Annotated in this window: 14 protein-coding genes, 4 tRNA genes and 1 riboswitch; of the genes, 10 read left to right on the top strand and 8 right to left on the bottom strand. The window is 37.2% G+C overall.

Going from position 1 to position 18,408, the window contains the following annotated elements; all coding sequences use genetic code 11:
• Nucleotides 1-143: 143 nt before the first annotated feature.
• Nucleotides 144-1,673, top strand: coding sequence for a trypsin-like peptidase domain-containing protein (locus tag FB551_RS18000; protein WP_047427511.1), 1,530 nt, complete (start codon nt 144-146; stop codon nt 1,671-1,673).
• Nucleotides 1,674-1,738: 65 nt separating this feature from the next.
• Here FB551_RS18000 and FB551_RS17995 read toward each other — a convergent pair whose 3' ends face one another.
• The 3 genes from FB551_RS17995 to FB551_RS17985 all read right to left on the bottom strand — a co-directional run bounded on the left by FB551_RS17995 (nt 1,739) and on the right by FB551_RS17985 (nt 5,302).
• Nucleotides 1,739-2,194, bottom strand: coding sequence for a hypothetical protein (locus FB551_RS17995; RefSeq protein ID WP_047427508.1), 456 nt, complete (start codon nt 2,192-2,194; stop codon nt 1,739-1,741).
• Complete coding sequence (locus tag FB551_RS17990; RefSeq protein ID WP_047427505.1) at nt 2,194-2,574, bottom strand: RidA family protein; 381 nt, start codon at nt 2,572-2,574, stop codon at nt 2,194-2,196. Before FB551_RS17990 ends, FB551_RS17995 begins: the two co-directional genes overlap by 1 nt.
• Nucleotides 2,575-2,716: 142 nt before the next feature.
• Nucleotides 2,717-5,302, bottom strand: a complete 2,586-nt coding sequence (locus FB551_RS17985; protein WP_047427503.1) for a putative LPS assembly protein LptD — start codon at nt 5,300-5,302, stop codon at nt 2,717-2,719.
• A 53-nt stretch (nt 5,303-5,355) separates the two neighbouring features.
• Here FB551_RS17985 and FB551_RS17980 point away from each other — a divergent pair, with 53 nt between their 5' ends.
• The 9 genes from FB551_RS17980 to FB551_RS17940 all read left to right on the top strand — a co-directional run bounded on the left by FB551_RS17980 (nt 5,356) and on the right by FB551_RS17940 (nt 10,234).
• The gene (locus tag FB551_RS17980; RefSeq protein ID WP_052186795.1) at nt 5,356-6,642 is read left to right on the top strand and encodes an N-acetylmuramoyl-L-alanine amidase family protein; all 1,287 of its coding nucleotides are present in this window, start codon (nt 5,356-5,358) and stop codon (nt 6,640-6,642) included.
• Nucleotides 6,643-6,701: 59 nt separating this feature from the next.
• Nucleotides 6,702-6,773 (top strand) — tRNA-Glu (locus FB551_RS17975).
• A 358-nt stretch (nt 6,774-7,131) separates the two neighbouring features.
• Nucleotides 7,132-7,452: a hypothetical protein gene (locus FB551_RS17970; RefSeq protein ID WP_034694584.1), complete on the top strand. Its 321-nt coding sequence runs from the start codon at nt 7,132-7,134 to the stop codon at nt 7,450-7,452.
• A gap of 66 nt (nt 7,453-7,518) precedes the next feature.
• A complete protein-coding gene (gene rpsT / locus FB551_RS17965; protein ID WP_002983073.1) occupies nt 7,519-7,773 on the top strand; it encodes a 30S ribosomal protein S20 in 255 nt (84 codons plus the stop codon).
• Between the two features lie 10 nt (nt 7,774-7,783).
• Nucleotides 7,784-7,855 (top strand) — tRNA-Glu (locus FB551_RS17960).
• Nucleotides 7,856-7,938: 83 nt separating this feature from the next.
• Nucleotides 7,939-8,010, top strand: a tRNA-Glu gene (locus FB551_RS17955).
• Nucleotides 8,011-8,073: 63 nt separating this feature from the next.
• A tRNA-Glu gene (locus tag FB551_RS17950) sits at nt 8,074-8,145 on the top strand.
• A gap of 302 nt (nt 8,146-8,447) precedes the next feature.
• Complete coding sequence (locus tag FB551_RS17945) at nt 8,448-9,221, top strand: T9SS type A sorting domain-containing protein (RefSeq protein WP_142018464.1); 774 nt, start codon at nt 8,448-8,450, stop codon at nt 9,219-9,221.
• Nucleotides 9,222-9,445: 224 nt separating this feature from the next.
• Complete coding sequence (locus FB551_RS17940) at nt 9,446-10,234, top strand: T9SS type A sorting domain-containing protein (protein WP_142018463.1); 789 nt, start codon at nt 9,446-9,448, stop codon at nt 10,232-10,234.
• A 170-nt stretch (nt 10,235-10,404) separates the two neighbouring features.
• Here the strand turns inward: FB551_RS17940 and FB551_RS17935 are convergent, their stop codons facing one another.
• The 5 genes from FB551_RS17935 to FB551_RS17915 all read right to left on the bottom strand — a co-directional run bounded on the left by FB551_RS17935 (nt 10,405) and on the right by FB551_RS17915 (nt 18,398).
• Nucleotides 10,405-12,663: a T9SS type A sorting domain-containing protein gene (locus FB551_RS17935; protein WP_142018462.1), complete on the bottom strand. Its 2,259-nt coding sequence runs from the start codon at nt 12,661-12,663 to the stop codon at nt 10,405-10,407.
• Nucleotides 12,664-12,691: 28 nt separating this feature from the next.
• A complete protein-coding gene (locus tag FB551_RS17930) occupies nt 12,692-13,885 on the bottom strand; it encodes a cell surface protein (RefSeq protein WP_142018461.1) in 1,194 nt (397 codons plus the stop codon).
• Nucleotides 13,886-13,899: 14 nt separating this feature from the next.
• Nucleotides 13,900-15,033, bottom strand: coding sequence for a YncE family protein (locus tag FB551_RS17925; RefSeq protein WP_142018460.1), 1,134 nt, complete (start codon nt 15,031-15,033; stop codon nt 13,900-13,902).
• Nucleotides 15,030-17,063 (bottom strand): TonB-dependent receptor plug domain-containing protein, encoded by a 2,034-nt coding sequence (locus FB551_RS17920; protein WP_142018459.1) that lies wholly within the window; start codon nt 17,061-17,063, stop codon nt 15,030-15,032. The genes FB551_RS17925 and FB551_RS17920 overlap by 4 nt, the downstream gene beginning before the upstream one ends.
• 109 nt (nt 17,064-17,172) lie before the next feature.
• Nucleotides 17,173-17,359: riboswitch (cobalamin riboswitch) on the bottom strand.
• Between the two features lie 91 nt (nt 17,360-17,450).
• Complete coding sequence (locus tag FB551_RS17915; protein ID WP_142018458.1) at nt 17,451-18,398, bottom strand: transporter; 948 nt, start codon at nt 18,396-18,398, stop codon at nt 17,451-17,453.
• Nucleotides 18,399-18,408: the final 10 nt, after the last annotated feature.

Below are 18,408 nucleotides of genomic sequence, written 5' to 3'. Positions count from 1 at the left end.
CATAAGGTATAAAATGATATAATAGCCGTTAAATTTTAGTTAAAATTGAAACATAGCATGCTAATTGCTTACTTATTTAACATTAAATTTGTTTACTCAAAAACATAAAAAGAAAATTAATTAATAAACAAGAAAGATATACAATGAAGAGTACTTTAAAAAAACTATTACCATTTGCAGTAGTTGGAGTCATTTCCGGAGCTACTACCGTTGGAGCTTTACAATATTTCGGACATGGCTCCAACAATGGAGATCAATCGTATTTCACAACAGCAGCACCTAATACTTCCTTTGCAGGAATGAATACGGGAGCGGTAGGTGATGATTTTGTAAAAGCGGCTAAAACAACCGTTCCGGCTGTAGTTACCATTAAAAATTACCAAAGCAGAACATCTAGCAGAGCTTCAGAACAGGATTTGTTTGACTTTTTCTTCGGAGATCCTTTCGGAGGAAGGGGCCAGCAGAGACAAAAGCAACAGCAGGCTCCTGATAATATGCCATCGGGAATGGGTTCTGGTGTAATCATCTCTCCGGACGGTTATATCATTTCCAACAACCACGTGGTAGCAGGTGCCAATAAGCTGGAAGTCGTATTAAGCAACAAGAAATCATATATTGCAACTCTGATAGGAACAGACCCTAATACGGACATCTCTCTATTGAAGATTGAAGAAAAAGGTCTTCCTTATCTGAATTTTGCAAATTCTGACAATATTGATGTGGGACAATGGGTTCTTGCAGTAGGAAATCCATTAGGATTAAATTCTACGGTAACAGCAGGTATTGTTTCTGCAAAAGGAAGAGGTATCGGAATCTTAGGAAGTCAGGGAAAAGCAACCAACCCTATTGAAAGTTTCATTCAGACCGATGCTGCAATTAACCCGGGTAACTCAGGAGGAGCGCTGGTAAATACGAATGGAGAGCTTATCGGGATCAACTCCGCGATTCAGTCTACTACAGGATATTACCAGGGATACGGATTTGCCGTTCCTTCTAATTTAGCAAGAAAGATTGTTGAAGATATCAAGAAATTCGGAATTGTACAGAGAGGATTCCTTGGCGTTCAATCTTTAGATCTTTCGAATGATCAGTTGGTAACTTCATATAATAAACAGTTCAAAACAAATCTGAAAGTAGGCTCAGGAATTTATGTTACAGGATTTGGTGAAAACAGTGGTGCTGAAGATGCAGGACTGAAAAAAGGAGACGTAATCACTAAAGTAGACAACTACGATATCACAGACTTTGCTGATCTTTCTATGTCTATTGGAAGCAAGCGTCCCGGAGACAAAGTTCAGGTAACCTATTCCAGAAATGGTAAAGAAGGTACTACTACCGTAACACTTAGAGACCAGAAAGGAGGAACTTCTACAAGAACGAAAGCAGATCTTAGCGTAACGGAAAAAATAGGAGCTGAATTTGACCCTCTTACCGAGCGTTTTAAAACAGAATACGGACTGAACAGTGGCGTAGTGGCCAAAAACGTTTCTGAGGGCAGCGAAATGGCTAAAATCGGAATTGTAGATAACTATATCATCATCGAAGTCAATGGCAAGCCGGTCAATTCACAGAAAGATGTAGAAAAGATCCTTGAGAAATATCAGGGGAATGTACAGGTGAAATTTGTGGATGATTACGGAAGAATTTATACGAAAGGTTTCAAAATGCCTTAATCAGAAATGAATAGATTTTCATATCAACAAAAAACGCTGCAGAGATCTGCAGCGTTTTTTATTATTTATTTAGACTTGTTCATTTTATCAGCGATACTTTTCTTCTTATTCCGCTCGTAGATCACTTCTACAATCTTACCTCCAATCCAGGAAAACGGGAAGAATGTAAGGAAAATAGAGATCTTATAAAATGTAGGATGGTAAGGAAAAATAATAACATCCAACATGGCAATAAAAAGCATAATAAATCCGATCAGAATAGCATAGGCTACTTTAGCATATTTAACGATAATAGCAGTCGCCACTCCACCAACAGTAGTCCCTAACCCGGAAATAAACAAAAGGAAGCCGAAAAATGCCTTATCATCTTTCATGCTGAAAAGAAACCTTTGCCAGTGCTCAAACGGAGCGAAAGCCTCAAAAGTTACCCATTGCGGAAAAGCTCTTATACCAAGAGTAATAATAAGTCCTGCAATACCAAGACCTATCAGAACCGCAATTGTATTTCTTATAAAATTCATTAATCCTGATGTGCAATCATAGAAATTTCGATATCCACGTTTTTAGGCAAACATGAAACCTGTACTGTTTCACGAGCCGGATAGCTTTCTGAATCCAAGTAAGATGCATAAATATCATTCATTACAGCAAAATCATCCATACTTTTAAGGAAGATGGTAGCTTTTACAACATTTTTGAAAGTCATGCCAGCTTCCGTAAGGACTGCTTCAAGGTTTTTCATTACCTGGTGCGTTTCCTTTTCAATGCCTTCTACCAATTTACCAGTTGCAGGATCTACAGGAATCTGTCCGGAGATATACAAAACTCCATTGGCCATATTAGCTTGCGAATAAGGCCCGATAGCTGCAGGTGCATTAACTGTGTTGATTACTTGTTTCATATGTGGATTTAATTTTTTATAAGATCTAAACCATCACTATCTGTTCTATTCGTTGGTCTGCGAATTCTGTCACCAGTGATTTCATTTAGAATTTATTCTTCTTGCAAATATAAAATTTATATTCTCAAATGCCAATCTGATATTAGAAAGGTGCATTAGGCTGGGTAAAGCTTCTGTCTTTGTACTTCAATGCATCACTTAAGATATTGGCTTTGATACCGATAAAGAAGTCATACACTTTATACTGTCCGAAAGGAACCCAGTTGAAATTGATCGTAAAACTTCGCTGATCTCTTGAAAAACCAATCCTTGTATATGCCAATTCTTTAGTTACCATGTCATAATGCGTACTTCCGTTGATATTCCAGTAAGGAGTCAGCTTGATGCTACCATCTAAACCTAACGATGCAATTTTATTGCCCAATCTGCTCAATCCTTTAGAGTAAGCATAATTGGCACTGATATTTAAAGTCCAGGCCTGATCAAAGTGTGCGTAATGATCATCATCAAAATAATAATTTTCATTTCGGATTTCTCCTTTCGAAGAATATTTCTTGGCATAATCTGTTTTCTGTCCAAAAATCTCGCTGCTTAAAGGATATGATAACTGAACGTTGAATCCCTGTACACTGAAGTGACCGAACTGTTCTGTTCTTATTCCTGTATCCTGTCCCGGTAAGAACTCAATTTTATAAGGTTCCAATGCAAGGCTGGTATTTACAGTAAGTTTGTTATTAAAAAATGAAGATTGTCCGTTGATGGAGAATACAGACCACGGATGATCTTTAGCCGCAAAGTTGTAGCTTCCTGCAAGGTTTAAAGATTCAAAAATTTTGATTTTCTTCACTCCCGTAGAGTCACTCTTAGACTTTACTTTCATCTCGATATTGTTACCGATATTGAAACCTAAAGCTCCCTGCATACCACTTGACGGGCTTCCGATAATTCCTTTTTCAAAAATAGAATATGGAGTCAGTGCTCCGGTTGCATTATAATAGTTTCTGTAATATCCGAAGTTAGGACTTGAAAAATCCGGTGAATAGGTAAAACTTAAACTTGGCGTCATCATATGTCTTACCGCTTCTACTGTAGATCCTTTTTTGAATTTCATCATTCCAAAAAGTGTTGTCTGAAGACTTGCAGAAGTGGAAAAAGTAGAGTATCCTGTAAAGTTTTTATTGATCTCGTCAACCGTTACGTTTTTTACCGGATCATAATATCTGTTCAGCGTTTTTGTAGTCAGAGCGTTATCAATATTGGCACTTAAACTAAAGGTGAAATATTTTGCTACTGTTGTATTGGTTGCTAAGGCAATATTATTTTTAAGTCCTGTCTGCATTTTATCCCACATTTCTTTTTTAAATAACTCGTTTTCCTGAGTATTTACGAAATTGGTAAGGTTGAACCCGGTATTTACCGTAATATTTTCAAGAAGTCCCTGTCTGATCCCTGTTCTTGATTTAAACAGATAGAACTGGTTGATGGCTACGTTCATCTGTGGAAGACGAAGGTCTGCCAATCCTGTTGCGAAGTTCTGGGAATATGAAGCAGTTCCTGTAATAGTCATCGGCAGTTTCAGGAATCTTTTGGTAAGGGTTACCGTAGAGTTCTGCTGAGTATTCAATACATTCTGGTTGAAAATGTAGTTGTTGTTAAGCGGGTTGTTATAGAACTTGGTACTTACAATATCCACAGAAGCACTGAATGTCAGGAAAGGATTGGCCTTAGAATCCTGTGAGTGTGTCCAGTTGATTCTATAGGTACTGTTTTTAGTATAATCATCCAGGCCTTTAATCCCTCTTACCATAGTACCAATATCTGCTGTAAAGTTTCCTGAATAGCGGTATTTCTTCTGGTAATTCACCTGAGGGCGTAAGTTCCAGCTTCCTTTCGTATAAATATCTGCTAAAACCTTAAGGTCAAAGTGTTCTCCAATCGGTTGGTAATATCCGATTCCGTTCAGGAAGAACCCTACATCTTCTCTTTCCCCGAAACTTGGGATCAGAATACCGGCTGCCCTTTTATCTGAAAACGGTAAAATAGCAAACGGAAGGTACAGTGGTGTGGGCACCTGCTCAATAAACATCTGAATAGGACCTGTAACGATCTGGGATTTTGTTTTGGTTTTAATCAGCTTAATATTATAAGCTCTCATAAAATAATCCGCTGCCGTATCTTTTTTCTTAATGAAATAATCATCCGTTGTATAATCTGCTTTTCTCATTGCAAATACGGAATCATTATATTTTTTAGTTTTCTGAGCTATAATTACCCCTTCGCTTTCTTCTGTTCTCGCATTGAAAGCAATAGCCTGTTTCGTTTTTGTATTATAGCTGAATTCGTTGGTTTCGTATTTTTTCCCGGCCTGTGTAGTAATTACAGGTTCTACAATCTTTCCTAAAGAGTCTTGTTTCCCTCTTGCATAGATCAGATTTTTGTTATCATCTATTGAGATATAATCTGCATCAATCTGCATATCCTGATATTTTACCTGAGCATTTTTGTTCAGAAATGTCATTTTTTTTGGAACATCTCTTCTCTGATCATCCGCTTTTGTACGAAGAACATCATTTAAGGGTTCTTTTTTTACAACTATGGTATCCTTTTTGGAAATAGTATCATTAACCGCATTTTTAGGCAATTTTTCAGGAGTTTTCTGTGCTAAAAAATTGTTAAAAATTAGGATAATTAAAATTTGTAATATATTTTTGAAGACGGTTTTGGCCAATTTTATACTATATAATTAAGGCCCAAAATTAATATAATTTTTATAACTGTAAGATGCACAAACAAAATTTTAAAATAATTTTATCATTTCTCCTTCTCCTTACCAGTAACTTTATTTTCTCTCAAAAGAAGTTTACTATCGTTCTGGATGCGGGACACGGAGGAAGTGACCATGGAGCCAACAGGACTTATTCTGACATTGGAAGAGTCGCAGAAAAAGACATTACACTTGCCATTACGTTAAAAGTAGGTGCCATGTTAGAGAAAAACAGAGATTTTAAAGTAATATATACCCGTAAAATAGACGAGTATCCTTCTCTGTCTGACAGAACCAATCTTGCCAACAGAAGTAAGGCAGACCTTTTTGTATCTATTCACTGTAATTCTTCCCAAAGACCTACAGCTTATGGTACTGAAACGTATGTGCAGGGACCTAACCAGAATAATGAAAACCTGGAAGTAGCCAAAAGGGAAAATGACGTGATCTTTCTGGATGAAAAGGATAAGCAGATCTTTGGTTCTTACAATCCTGATTCTCCGGAATCCTTAATTGCCTTAAAACTTCAACAGAGTAAATATCTGGAATCCAGTCTTCTTTTGGGAGGATTGGTAGAAGACAACTTTGTGAATAAAGATAAAAGGTCCTCAAGAGGTGTATTTCAGAAAAACCTTCACGTTCTCCGTATGAATGCCATGCCATCCGTACTGATAGAAACCGGTTTTATCAATCACCCTGAGGAAAGCCACTACATTGCTTCAGACAAAGGACAGACTGAAATTGCAGAAAGTATCTATAATGCTATCATTGATTACAAAAAAGCAGTTGACAGAAAATCCGGAGGTTCTATTGCTGTTAAAAAACCTGAGCCTGAAAAGCCTGCAGAAGTTCCTTTGAAAAATGATTTCAGAATTCTACTCATGAGTTCTCCTACGAAATACAATGAAAATGATCCAGCCCTCAAAGGTCTGAACTACATCCTTACGCTTAAAGAAAACGGACAGTACAAGTATTACTATGCTGTAACCAATATGGCTTCTGTAAAAGATATTAATCTTAAAACTGCCAAAGATGCAGGTTTCAGAAATGCTTTTGCAGTAGGATTTATGCCTAATCAGAGAATCAGCATGGGATATTATACTATTGAAGTATATGCTGGTGATAAACTGAATGGTAACTCTTATATCCTTCAGAATTTAAAAGATGTGGAACGAAATAAGGACAATGGTGTATTTTACTACACCTATGGAAAAGTATACACATTGGAAGATGCTGTAAAACTTCAAAAGGAACTTGAAGCTAAAGGAGTCAAAAATACGGTGATACAAAAAGTGTACAAATAAATCAAAAAAATAATTTTGAAGTCTCAAAGTTAATTCCTACTTTTGCGACCTCAAAATTTGGCCTATTCGTCTAGTGGTCAGGACTCAAGATTTTCATTCTTGCAACAGGGGTTCGATTCCCCTATAGGCTACAAATCACAAACCTTTAGCCGATCGGTTAAAGGTTTTTTTATGAGTTATTTAGTTTTGTTTTTTGCTTTTTAAAATTATTTTAATGCATTAAACAGCTGTAAAGAACTTTTCAAATTTTTTGACTTATATTATCATTGAAGGATTAGTCCATTGAGAACCTGTAGTTTACTGTCATTATACTGAAAAGGAAATGACTTTTATTTGAAAAAAGCGTTCCATTGATATTATATGTCACAAAAGCATTATATTTGCAAAAATTTTATCCATAGTTGGTCACACCAATATGGTAACACTGATGAAAAATATTATTGATAAAACATTGTTTGTAGTTTTCTGCAGACTATCAAATTTTATATCATGCCGGATTTAAAAATACAAGAAGCGAAATTGCTTTTTAAGAAAATCCACTCTAACCCAAAAAGTTACGATTTACAAATCAATGAAGGCGGGATTACAGGCAGAGATGATAAAATCAGTTTCAGACTTTACAGGACTGGAGAAAGGGTTGCTTTTGAAGTAACAATTGATGAACTTACTTTCACCAATACCACTGGAGAATGGAATAATGCACTGATCATGCTGGGAAATACGATCAAAAAAATAGAGAAAGAACAAGAAAATTTAAAAATAGAACAAGCAATAAATAAACTTAGAAAGTACCTATCAGAAGAAAATTAAATTTTTTAAAAATAAATTTGGTAGTTTAAAAAAAAGTTTATAGTTTTGCACTCACATTTAAACGATATGGCAAATCATAAATCAGCACTAAAGAGAATCAGACAAAACGAAACTAGAAGACTTCGTAACAGATATTACCACAAGACTGCTAGAACAGCTTTAAAAGCTTTAAGAAATGAAGAGAACAAAGCTGCTGCTACAGAACAATTGCCAAAAGTTATCGCTTTATTGGATAAATTAGCTAAGAAAAATATTATCCACAAGAACAAAGCGGCTAACTTGAAAAGCAAATTAACAAAGCACGTTAATAAATTAGCGTAATAATATAGCTGGCCCGTTCGTCTATCGGTTAGGACCTCAGATTTTCATTCTGGTAAGAGGGGTTCGATTCCCCTACGGGCTACTTACATCTTATAAGACCACTGTAATAACGGTGGTTTTATAAAGATCAGAGTAGAAAAAGCTATAGTAAAAATAAATCTAACCGGCCCGTTCGTCTATCGGTTAGGACCTCAGATTTTCATTCTGGTAAGAGGGGTTCGATTCCCCTACGGGCTACAATAAGAGTTGACACTTATAAAAACAAATACTAACACATTGCTTCGGTAATGGAAGATAGAGGGCCCGTTCGTCTATCGGTTAGGACCTCAGATTTTCATTCTGGTAAGAGGGGTTCGATTCCCCTACGGGCTACAAAAGGACTTTTTCGAAAGTCCTTTTTTCGTTTCCATATACCAATTTCGGGGAATTCTTCCTGAAAGCATCCAAAGAATCTAAGCTTTCAATAGTTTAATTACACCTACTTTATTGAACTAAGAACGATAATTTCTTCAGACAAATATCTCACCAACCAGACTTCTCGTACAATTTTCACCTTCAACTGAAAAGTCATATTAAATTTCATTAAAAATATCACCAATAATGGAAATATTATTTTATACTTCTTCCATTAATCCTTAAATTTGAATAAAACTATTCATTCTAAAATATATAACATGAAATTCAATTTATTTTCGGGAAGCCCATCTTCTTTAAAAGCCGGGTTGATGGCTTTATTTTTATTCTCTGCCAGCACCATGTCATTGGCACAAAACAGGATTTATGCACATGCACAAAGTTCAGGGGTATTCGGGGTAGCCTGCCTTGGATGTCGCATAGACAATCCGCTTAATGCCGTAGGAGATAACGAAGATGACTATTCAACAATGGTATTGGGAACAGTGCTGTTGGGAGGAATTCAGCAAACACTGATTTTCCCAGACTTAAGATCAGATACAAGGCTGGTAGTAGGAATCGGAACAGACAACATCCCATTATCTGTACAGCTATTAAGCGGAGTAACGCTTGAGACTATGAATGGCGGCACTTCTAACGATGACCGAAGAACTATTGATGTAAGTCTTCTTAAGCTGGGTGCAACTCCTAATAGAGGTACAGTAGAATTCAAGCCTTCAAAGCCTTATGATGGAATAAGAATCGGATTAACAGGTGGTGTTCTAAGCCTTGGCGGCGGTTTCAGAATTTATTATGCTTACCAGGATCCATTGATGAATATTATGGCTCACAGTCAAAACGGACAGATTACTCTTGGCGGAAATGTTCCTGTAGAAGGTTCGGAAGTCACCTTATTCAACACTTCAGGAAAAGAGGTATTCCGTTCCACATTGAGATCAAATATATTTGAATCAAAACAACCGGAAGGTGTTTATATCATGAATATACAAACCAAAGAAGGTAAAACATATTCCAGAAAAATTTTAATGAAATAATCCAATAAAGCGATCAATAAATACGGTAGCTTTTTTAAGCTTACTGTATTTTTAACATTCACTTTCAGCCGAATACAAATCAACAGATTATTAAATAATAACAAACCAACAAACACAAATATCAATAAATTATTAACAAATCACATAATTATGAAATAAAATAAGCAACATAATTATTTTATTTATAAATTTACAAAAAACTAAAATCCAAAATTTTTCTATATATGAAAACTTATTTATTACTTGGCCAGCGCACAATGAAGACTGCAGCTTTGGCATCATTCCTATTTTTAACAAGCACCATGTCTTTTGCTCAGATTGTAAAAACCTATGCAAGCAGCCAGACCAGTCAGGTTCTTGGGGTATGTCTGGGTTGTGGGGTATTAAATCCTCAGAATGCTGTAGGGAGCAACGAGAATGACTACTCTACTTTACAGGTTTCAGTGGGTCTTCTTGCAAGAACGGAACAGACATTAATCTTCCCTACGACCAATATTGCAAACAATACCAACAAACTTGTTCTTGCTATTGGTTCCAACGGAACTCCACTATCTGCTCAGGTATTGGGTGGTGCATCTATTGAAACATTTAATGGAGATGTTTCCAATAACGATTACACAAGTCTTGCCACAAAACTGATTAACCTTGGTGCCGGAGATCCAAGTAAGGGTGAAATTGAAATGACTATGAACATTCCTTTTGACCGTATAAAAATTAATGTTAACTCAGGATTATTGAATATTGGTGGTGAGCTCAGAGTATATTATGCTTATCAATACAAAGATCCTTTCATCAATTTTATGGCTCACAGCAAGGATGGACAGTTTACTCTTGATAAAAATGTTTCTGCTGAAGGTTCAGAGGTTACCCTTACTAATACTTCAGGAAAAGAGGTATTCCGTTCCAAGCTGACATCAAATTCTTTTGAAACCAAACAGCCACAGGGAGTATATATTATGAAACTTCAGACAAAAGAAGGAAAAACATACTCTAAAAAGGTGATTATTAAATAAGAAAAAAACATAACAGATCAAACCCGGCAAGCTTTTCAAGCTTGCCGGGTTTTTACATCCCATTTATTAACATACCCGGTTTAAAATCATATTGATTAAATGATAAATAAAAACCTCTGATCAAAATTGACCAGAGGTTTTATTAACAAGATTACGATCTAAAACTAGTGTTAGTTTTTGATTACTTTTTGCTGATATACTGCTTTATCTGTAACTGCTTTCAAAATATAAATACCTTTTGGAAGTGCACTTACATTGATTTGTCCGTTGTTCAGCTGTACATTAACCATTCTTCCAGAAGCATCATACATAGAAACATTCTGAATTTTCTCCTGAGTTTTAAGAGTAAGGATATCGGTAACCGGATTCGGATAAATACCGAATTCAAGTTTTTTCACTTCAGCAGTTGCCAAAGTAGTTCCTAAACTGTTTACACTCACCGTTTTTTCAACCAGCTTACCGTTTGAGTTAAAGCTGATCACAATATCAGAAGTTCCTGAAACAAGAGGTGTCAAAACCAATTCATCATTTTCATTAATCGCTGCGGAAACTGCTGTAGGATTACTGTTTGATTTGATAGATTTCACTACAGATACCGCCATATTATCAGCATCGGAAATTATTGTTTTCAGATCAATTGCAGTTGTACTTGCTGCTGTAAGCTGTGAAGGTAAAGTATTGCTTACCACAGGAACCGAATTATTGGTAAATACCGTCAGTGAAGGGAACCAGTAGTAATCATTCAACGTTTTTGTATTGATAAGAGCTCCGGTCATATCATACGTATGAATCCAGTTTTTCTGATAGTGTGCACCGTATCCGCTTTCTGTTGTATTCAGAACAAGTTCTCCGGTAACAGGGTTTACACGAAGTGCCGCACCATAAGGGATCTGCTTAAACTGTCCTGTCTGTCCCGGGATGGCAGCAAAGTTTTCGTTAAATGTTTTCGTTGTAACATCAAATCTTACAATCTGTGTTCCCGAGCTCCAGCTGCTTATTGAATTGATCCAGTATAAAGCATTTTCTTTATTACTTGCTGTAAATCTCCCTGCATGCCACGCTCCCCAGTCTCCGATATATTTTGTAGTAGGCATATTATAAGCCTGAGTAACAAAAGTAGTAGGATTGATGCTGATCACTTTTTGATCCTGAATTCCCCATACACTTCCATCTTTAGCCTGAGCAACTGAGTAGAAACCTCCCGCAATAGTGCTCACAATCGTATCGGTGTTAGGATTAATTACTAAAATTCCTACCCCTTGCTTTACTGCAAAAACATATTGTGAAGTACGGATCATGTTTCCGATCTGCCCGTTTCCACCTGTTCCGGTAATTAAAGAGCCTACCTGCAAATTATCAATATTGAAAGTAACAATACCGGTGGAAGTACCAATATATCCTTTATGTTCATTCACTCCTACAAATGATCTCCCATCACCACCTCCAATATTATTAAAGCCTGCAAGTTTCTGCATGGTCTGGGCATTGGCTACAACCAATCTTCCTCCCGGAGTATATTGCGTATCTCCTCCATCTGCTGCTTGCTTAGATACAAAATAGAACTTATCTCCGTAGATTGTTCCATATTGTGTAGTGGCACCGAAAGCCTGGTTATTGTTTGCATTACTGTATACACGGTAGTTGATCTGACCGTTATTGTCAATGAAATTTACAGAACCGTTGGTATGACCAAACCATTCTTCGTTCACCATGAAATATCCGTTGGTAAAGTTGTTCGAAGCTACGTATGGAGAAACAGGAGTGATGGTAGAGGATACAGGTGTTTGAGTAAAGCCTACATTAAAGTTCCATACATCCCATGAACCGTTTTCCAATACACGTGAAGAAGCTCCTACGCTAGAATATCCGAAATCAGCATCTGCAGGGTTCTTTACCCAATAAGACCAATATCCGTTAACCGTCCATCCAGACTGCCAATGATCGTTGGCAGCATCTACAATAGTATAGCTGTCAAAATCATAAGCGGTAGTATTGACAAAACCATTGACCGGATATAAAGGATAAGTGGCATTTCCACTTTTGATCAGGGCATTGGTACCCTGACCGTTCAGGTCAAATCCAATTCCTCCTACTGCCGATCCAAACTGTGTTCCCTGATAAAGCAGGGTATATAATCTGTGATCTGCTTTAGCAATCGCTTTAAGCATGTCTTCTCCGGTAGCATTGCCGTTCCATTTGAATCCCCAAACCATCGCATCAGGATTTTTACCGTCGTTCCACTGTACTACAAAAGCGGCCTGGTTGGTTCCGGATCCTACCCAGTACTGAATATCAGAAAAACTGATGGTAGTGGTATTAAGCTTACTGATCCCTGAAATATCATTTCGGGGAACACCCTGAACTTTTATCTGTGCATTTGATACGCATGCAAACAGAAAAAGCATCATAAAAAGATAAAACTTTTTCATTTTTTATTAATTTAAATAGATTGAATTATTATTTGAAATGTAAATCGTAAGCTCCTGCCACTTCTGTAGAAACTTCTCCCAGCCAGCCGGCTTCCTGATTGACTCCTGTATATATTTTCATAAAATCGACTCCGGGAAGTTTTACATACTTACCGCTTCTGTCTACGGCCCAGGAAATATCAATATTGGAAGCTTCATCATTATTCGGGGCATTATCAGCATATCCGAAATCATATGACTTCCCTACCCAATAAGATCCGTCCCCGTTCTGATCGTAAAAATTATTTGCCAGTCTTGTTCCGGAAAATCCGTAAGAACTATCAGTAAACCATAAAGGATAATAACTTTGCGCGTGAAACGTATTTTTTGTTTTAAAACCCTGATTCCCCAGATTGTCACTCCATTTTATATATTCTACATCGGTCTGCCAGAATTCGGTTCCGGGTACAGGAGTTTTATTTTCATCAGGCTTATGGTATGTGATACTGTAATCTCTTACGGTTGCATTTTTAAAATATTCGCTGCCTGCAATTTCGTACCATTCATCATTATCCGGTTTTCCGTTTTTGTTTCTGTCGTAGGCTACCATAATAATTCCCGGCTCACAGGAGCCGGAACGCTGATCGGCAGCATCATTTCCAAAGAATGCATTTCCCAGCACTTTAAAATCTCTTCCATTCAGATTGGGAATCGTATGATCAAAACCGAAAACAACATATCCGCCATATCCACCAAGGCTGATCATGGTAGAATTACCTCCTACTAAAGATTCATTGGCTTTCTGAAGCATATTTGCAGCCGTATTTCCAGGTAAATATTCCGGAATCTCGTTCATGAATTGTCCTACAGCAGGACGGAACTCCAATACTTTAGCGATATATTTACTGTAAGGTGTTTTTTCTTTGGTAACGATGATTTTAGAATGATAAACCTGTTCATTCCCTTTATTATTAATTTTTAAAGTCAAAGGATAAGCATCTGCCGTTGGACTGATAAATTCAAGTTCTGAATTCTGAGAGATAATGGAATCATTGATACTCCATGTGACAGATCCTGAAGCATTGGTAGGAATACTCAACACTCTCAAACGCTCAATGGTATAGGAATCATCAAGACCATTAAAGGTAAATTCATCCTGATCATCATGTTTACAGGCTATCACTCCTACAAGGAAAAATGATAAAACCCCGGTTTTTAAATAAGTAAAGGTATTTCTGTTCATTTCTTAAAGTTTGGTTATTTGTATAAAAAAGCGAAGTGAGCCGGAATATTCCCGCCTTCTGTTTTCCATTTAAAGTGTCCGTTTTTATCAAAGCAATACACAAATCCCAAGGAAACATAATTCCTGGCATCTGTGATGTAGATATCTTCTGTGATTGGATTTACCGCAATTCCGTAAGGTGTTTTAATTGCAGTTTCGTATTCTTTATCAAAAATTCTGTTGGCAATGATCTGTTCTGTTTTTACATCAATGATTCCAAAGCTCTTTTTATAGCTGTGGGTGTTGTAATTGAATTCGTTTCCGTAGAAATAAAGTTTATCATTCACGATTGTCATTTCACTCACAGCGAGATGGAAATCTTTCTTGACAATCCCGGTTGCCGCATCTATAAGGTATAAGCTGGAAGAAATGTTATAATAATCTCCTCTTGAGCTTACATAAAGATCACCGTAATTGTCTTTTTTAATGTGGTGAAGATTGATGGCAACATTTAATTTCTGGATTTCAGTAAAAGTGTTCAGGTCTATTACGGAAACGGTATTGTCATAATCGGGAGCTTTGTATCCTCCGGAATTGGCAACAAACAATTTATTCCCTACAATTTCCATTTCTTCCGGCTGATATCCCACTACCACTTCACGCTGGATGGAAAGAGATGTAGTGTCAATTTCCACCACTTTTCCCTTGGGTGCTTTTGGATTAATTGCAACCGGACCTGCATAACTGCTGGCATATGCTTTCCCGTCTTTGAAGGTTAAATAACGGCAGTTCTGTAACGGAATAGAAGTAATACGTTTAGCTGTTTTGGCATCCAATACTTCAATTTTATTGGAAACATTGACTACGATATACAATTTGCTTCCGTACACTTTGATATCATTTCCTACATCTCCAAGCTCTTTTACCACATTGGGATTAATTTCTGCATAGATGTTCCTGTAATAAGTTCCTTTGGTATAATCAAAAAAATCCAGCGTACATTTATTGCTTCCCATATTCCCTTCGTTCAGCATATAGAATCCTTTTATTGCTGTATTTTCTGAAGGAAGTCCTTCCACTACTTCCTGACGGACGATGATATCATCTGTACGGCATGAGGTAAGAAAAACTAAAGCAAGAAACAGAAAATAAAAGTTCAGTTTTCTCATAAGGTGAAGTTTAGAATAAGTTTAAAATTTCTTCCCGGCATTGGATAGTTGATCACCACGTCATAATATTGGTTGAAGATATTATTCATCTCAAGGCTTACTTTAAACTGATGATCCGCCCAGCTGAATTTTTTCTGAACAGAGAGATCATGAGTATACCAAGGCTGTACATAATTGTATTGAATATTATCCTGGTTCACATCATAGCGCTTTCCTACATACATTGCACTGTAATTGAAGCTCCAGTCTTTATAATCGGCCATCAGTGCAAATGATCCGCTATGCCATGGTGTGTAAGGAATCTGATTTTTGTAGAATGTATCTTCCGGATCGGTCATATCTCTTGCACTTTGATAGGTGTAAGAAAGTAATGGCCTAAGTTTTACTTTTCCTAACTGCATTTCTGCCTGAACATTCACGTCAGCACCAATAATCTCAACCAGACCAAGGTTCATCATCAGCCAGCGGAACATACTTCCGTTAGGAGCTGCGACAATTTTATCCTGTACTTTGTTGTAATAACCGTCTACTTTAGCATAAAAAGATTTAAAGAAATGATTGTTATAGTTTTTCTGGTACGTGAATCCTACATCATACTGATTGGTAAATTCCGGTTTCAGGTAAGTGTTTCCGATATTGGTATAATAAAGGTCATTGAAAGTAGGCAGTCGGAAAATTCTTTTATAGAAAGCTCTGAGGGTAAGCTCAGGAATTATTTCAGGCTGGTAGCTCATAAATACAGCGGGTGTCCATTCTCTGCTGTCTCCGGGTCTTTTGTTTTTTCTTACTTCTTCAAAGGTAAATGTTCCCAAAAGGCTTCCCAGAATTTTAAACCTGCTCCACTGGTAGGTTGTTGCCAAAGCGACTAATGTTGTATAACGTGTAGGATAGGAAAAGTTATCAAGATTGGCATCCAGATTATTGTACTGAAAATCTCCACTCAGACTCACATCCCAGTTGGGAGTAATTGAATATATATTGGATGAGGAAAGATAAACTTCTCTTTGAATATATACATTATCCGTATACATAATAGATTGCGAACGAACGGTATCCATAAAATGGGTATAATCGTAGGCAAATTTTGCTTTCAGCTGTGTTTCAAATTTTGGGAACAGTTTTTTCCGCAGATTGGCCTGTACGAAATAATTTTCATCGGAAAGTCTAGCTCCTCTTCCTTCAAAACGGCCGTTCACAATAGGTGCCGGCATTCCGCGGTCTGAAATATAGCCATAGCCACGGATATTCCAGCTTCCGTTATTCAAAGTTCCATTTAAAGAAGTTTCAAAACGCTTTGCTTTGATATCTGAATCCTGTCTTTTTGCAATGGTATCATAAGCCTGCTGTCCGTCAGGATATTTCTTGGCATATCGAAATCTGTAAATTCCGTCACTTTGCATAAATTCTGCACTGAAACTGGCAGAAACCCTGTCTGAAATTTTCTGCTCCAATCGGAATGAAGGATTGAAGAGATCAATGGAAGCACTTTTGGCTCTTATCACAAGATTGGTTTTCCTTGTTCCTTTAAACACAGGGATTTTAGGCTGTAAATAGATAGATCCGGAAGAACCGAAATCTTTTGCCGGCTGGAAAATCTCACTTTTCTGTCCGTTGTATAATGATATTTCTTCAAGATCATCCAAAGAATATCTTCCGAGATCGACAAGGCCGTTTTGTGCATTTCCCAGTTGAATTCCGTCATAGAAAACCCCTACATGCTGGCTTCCTAAACTTCGGACGTTGATGGTTTTCAGCCCTCCGATACCACCATAGTCTTTAATCTGAACTCCGGAGAAATACCGCAGCGCATCAGCAACGGAATGACTGTTCAGTCTTTCAAGTGCTTCCCCTTGGATGGTTTGTGCCGGAATGATCTCTTTAAAATTCTTTTTGTAAAGGTTAATTCCTTTAATGGTCTCCTCCTGAAGACTGTCTTTTTTATTGGTTTGGGAAAACAAAAGTTGAGATGTTAACACTAAGATCGTGAAAACAGCTTTATGAATTGCAGAAGTAATTAGTTTTGCCGTCATTAGCTCATTTAGGATAATGATGACGCTAATGGGTATAAGAATACAACGACAAAGCACAGCTGTCACTGCACAGAATCATTGATGTCCTAAGCTTTATTCCACGAAAGCGTCAAACGATTATTTTCTGGCAGGTCTTCTGACTTACTCCATTTTTGAAATCCTTCCCATTCCTGAAAACAGTGGATATATTCTTCAAAAACTTTGGTGCGGAGCTTACAGCAGCGGGTCTGTCCCGGATTTTCACCGGATTCCCTTTTAAGAGCTTTTTATGGCTCACCAAATTCCGGCAAAGATAAAAAATTATTCCTAACCCCCAATTAAATTCATGATTCATAAACAATTAAAGCTCCCGAAGGAGCTTTAACATTATTAAAAAAGGGTTTTATTTTAAATTCCGATATTCAGGAAAATACTGAATCTGGATTTTGCTTCAATATCTCCACCTGCCAATTGAGTGTACATCGGAAGCATTACTTCACTTCCCAGGCTCAGCTTTTTATAAGAAGCTTCAAATCCCAGTTTCCCGTACAAAGCACTTCCTGCAGTATTAGGCAGGGCTTCATCAAACTGTTTATTCTGTGCATACACTTCTCCCTGCACTCCGGTTTTTACAGAAAAGATCGACTTTTCGTTTCCGGCAACCTGATAAAATCCTGTCGCAGCGTAGTTCCACTGGTTTCCGAAACGGTAATTTTTCTTATTTTCCGTTTTGATTGTATAATCTGTATTGACCAATACAGCTACTTTATTCTTCTGAAACTTATAATTCAATACCGCCTGATAATCCCAGCTTCCGGTTCCCAATTGAAAACTTGGATTGACTCCGGATGCACCTTTTTCATCAAATTTCCCCAAAGGAATTTTCACTCCCAGGCCTCCACTTATGTGATGGAAATTATCTTTAGAATTCATCAGCTGGTAAATTCCCATCAGGTTCAGATCTCCGATTCCATTGATCTTGATATCTCCCTGCATGGTCTGCTTTTCATGGAAATGGAAGGGCAGACTTGCATAAACACTCAGCTTTTTAGTCAATGGAATTTTCCCCCAAAGCTGCAAAGTATTGAAATACTGATCCTGTGTAAGGTCTTTAACAAATAAGTTTTCCTTTGCTTTGTAATGTTGTGCAAAGTATTTGATTCCGATAAACTGTGGATTCAGTAAAGATTCAAAACCGGAAGATCCGTTACCGGCTGCACAGCCGCAAGCATCACAATCATCATCAAAATCAAATCTGCTAAAGGTTTCCGGTGCAATATACATGCTGTCTCTAACCACATTGGCCTGGTTCAGGCTAAATACCATTAAACTTAGTATTGCTATAATCTTCTTCATGTTTTCTATA

The organism is Chryseobacterium aquifrigidense (assembly GCF_006716485.1).
Taxonomy (GTDB): Bacteria; Bacteroidota; Bacteroidia; order Flavobacteriales; family Weeksellaceae; genus Chryseobacterium; species Chryseobacterium vietnamense.
Note: the sequence above shows the minus strand (reverse complement) of the source record. Positions and strands in the feature narration are given on the sequence as shown.

Excerpts from the sequence above, each read along its gene's own strand:
- FB551_RS18000 (WP_047427511.1), top strand. The coding sequence starts at position 144 with ATGAAGAGTACTTTAAAAAAACTATTACCATTTGCAGTAGTTGGAGTC.
- FB551_RS17995 (WP_047427508.1), bottom strand. The coding sequence starts at position 2,194 with ATGAATTTTATAAGAAATACAATTGCGGTTCTGATAGGTCTTGGTATT.
- FB551_RS17990 (WP_047427505.1), bottom strand. The coding sequence starts at position 2,574 with ATGAAACAAGTAATCAACACAGTTAATGCACCTGCAGCTATCGGGCCT.
- FB551_RS17980 (WP_052186795.1), top strand. The coding sequence starts at position 5,356 with ATGCACAAACAAAATTTTAAAATAATTTTATCATTTCTCCTTCTCCTT.
- FB551_RS17970 (WP_034694584.1), top strand. The coding sequence starts at position 7,132 with ATGCCGGATTTAAAAATACAAGAAGCGAAATTGCTTTTTAAGAAAATC.
- rpsT (WP_002983073.1), top strand. The coding sequence starts at position 7,519 with ATGGCAAATCATAAATCAGCACTAAAGAGAATCAGACAAAACGAAACT.
- FB551_RS17945 (WP_142018464.1), top strand. The coding sequence starts at position 8,448 with ATGAAATTCAATTTATTTTCGGGAAGCCCATCTTCTTTAAAAGCCGGG.
- FB551_RS17940 (WP_142018463.1), top strand. The coding sequence starts at position 9,446 with ATGAAAACTTATTTATTACTTGGCCAGCGCACAATGAAGACTGCAGCT.
- FB551_RS17935 (WP_142018462.1), bottom strand. The coding sequence starts at position 12,663 with ATGAAAAAGTTTTATCTTTTTATGATGCTTTTTCTGTTTGCATGCGTA.
- FB551_RS17930 (WP_142018461.1), bottom strand. The coding sequence starts at position 13,885 with ATGAACAGAAATACCTTTACTTATTTAAAAACCGGGGTTTTATCATTT.
- FB551_RS17925 (WP_142018460.1), bottom strand. The coding sequence starts at position 15,033 with ATGAGAAAACTGAACTTTTATTTTCTGTTTCTTGCTTTAGTTTTTCTT.
- FB551_RS17920 (WP_142018459.1), bottom strand. The coding sequence starts at position 17,063 with ATGACGGCAAAACTAATTACTTCTGCAATTCATAAAGCTGTTTTCACG.
- FB551_RS17915 (WP_142018458.1), bottom strand. The coding sequence starts at position 18,398 with ATGAAGAAGATTATAGCAATACTAAGTTTAATGGTATTTAGCCTGAAC.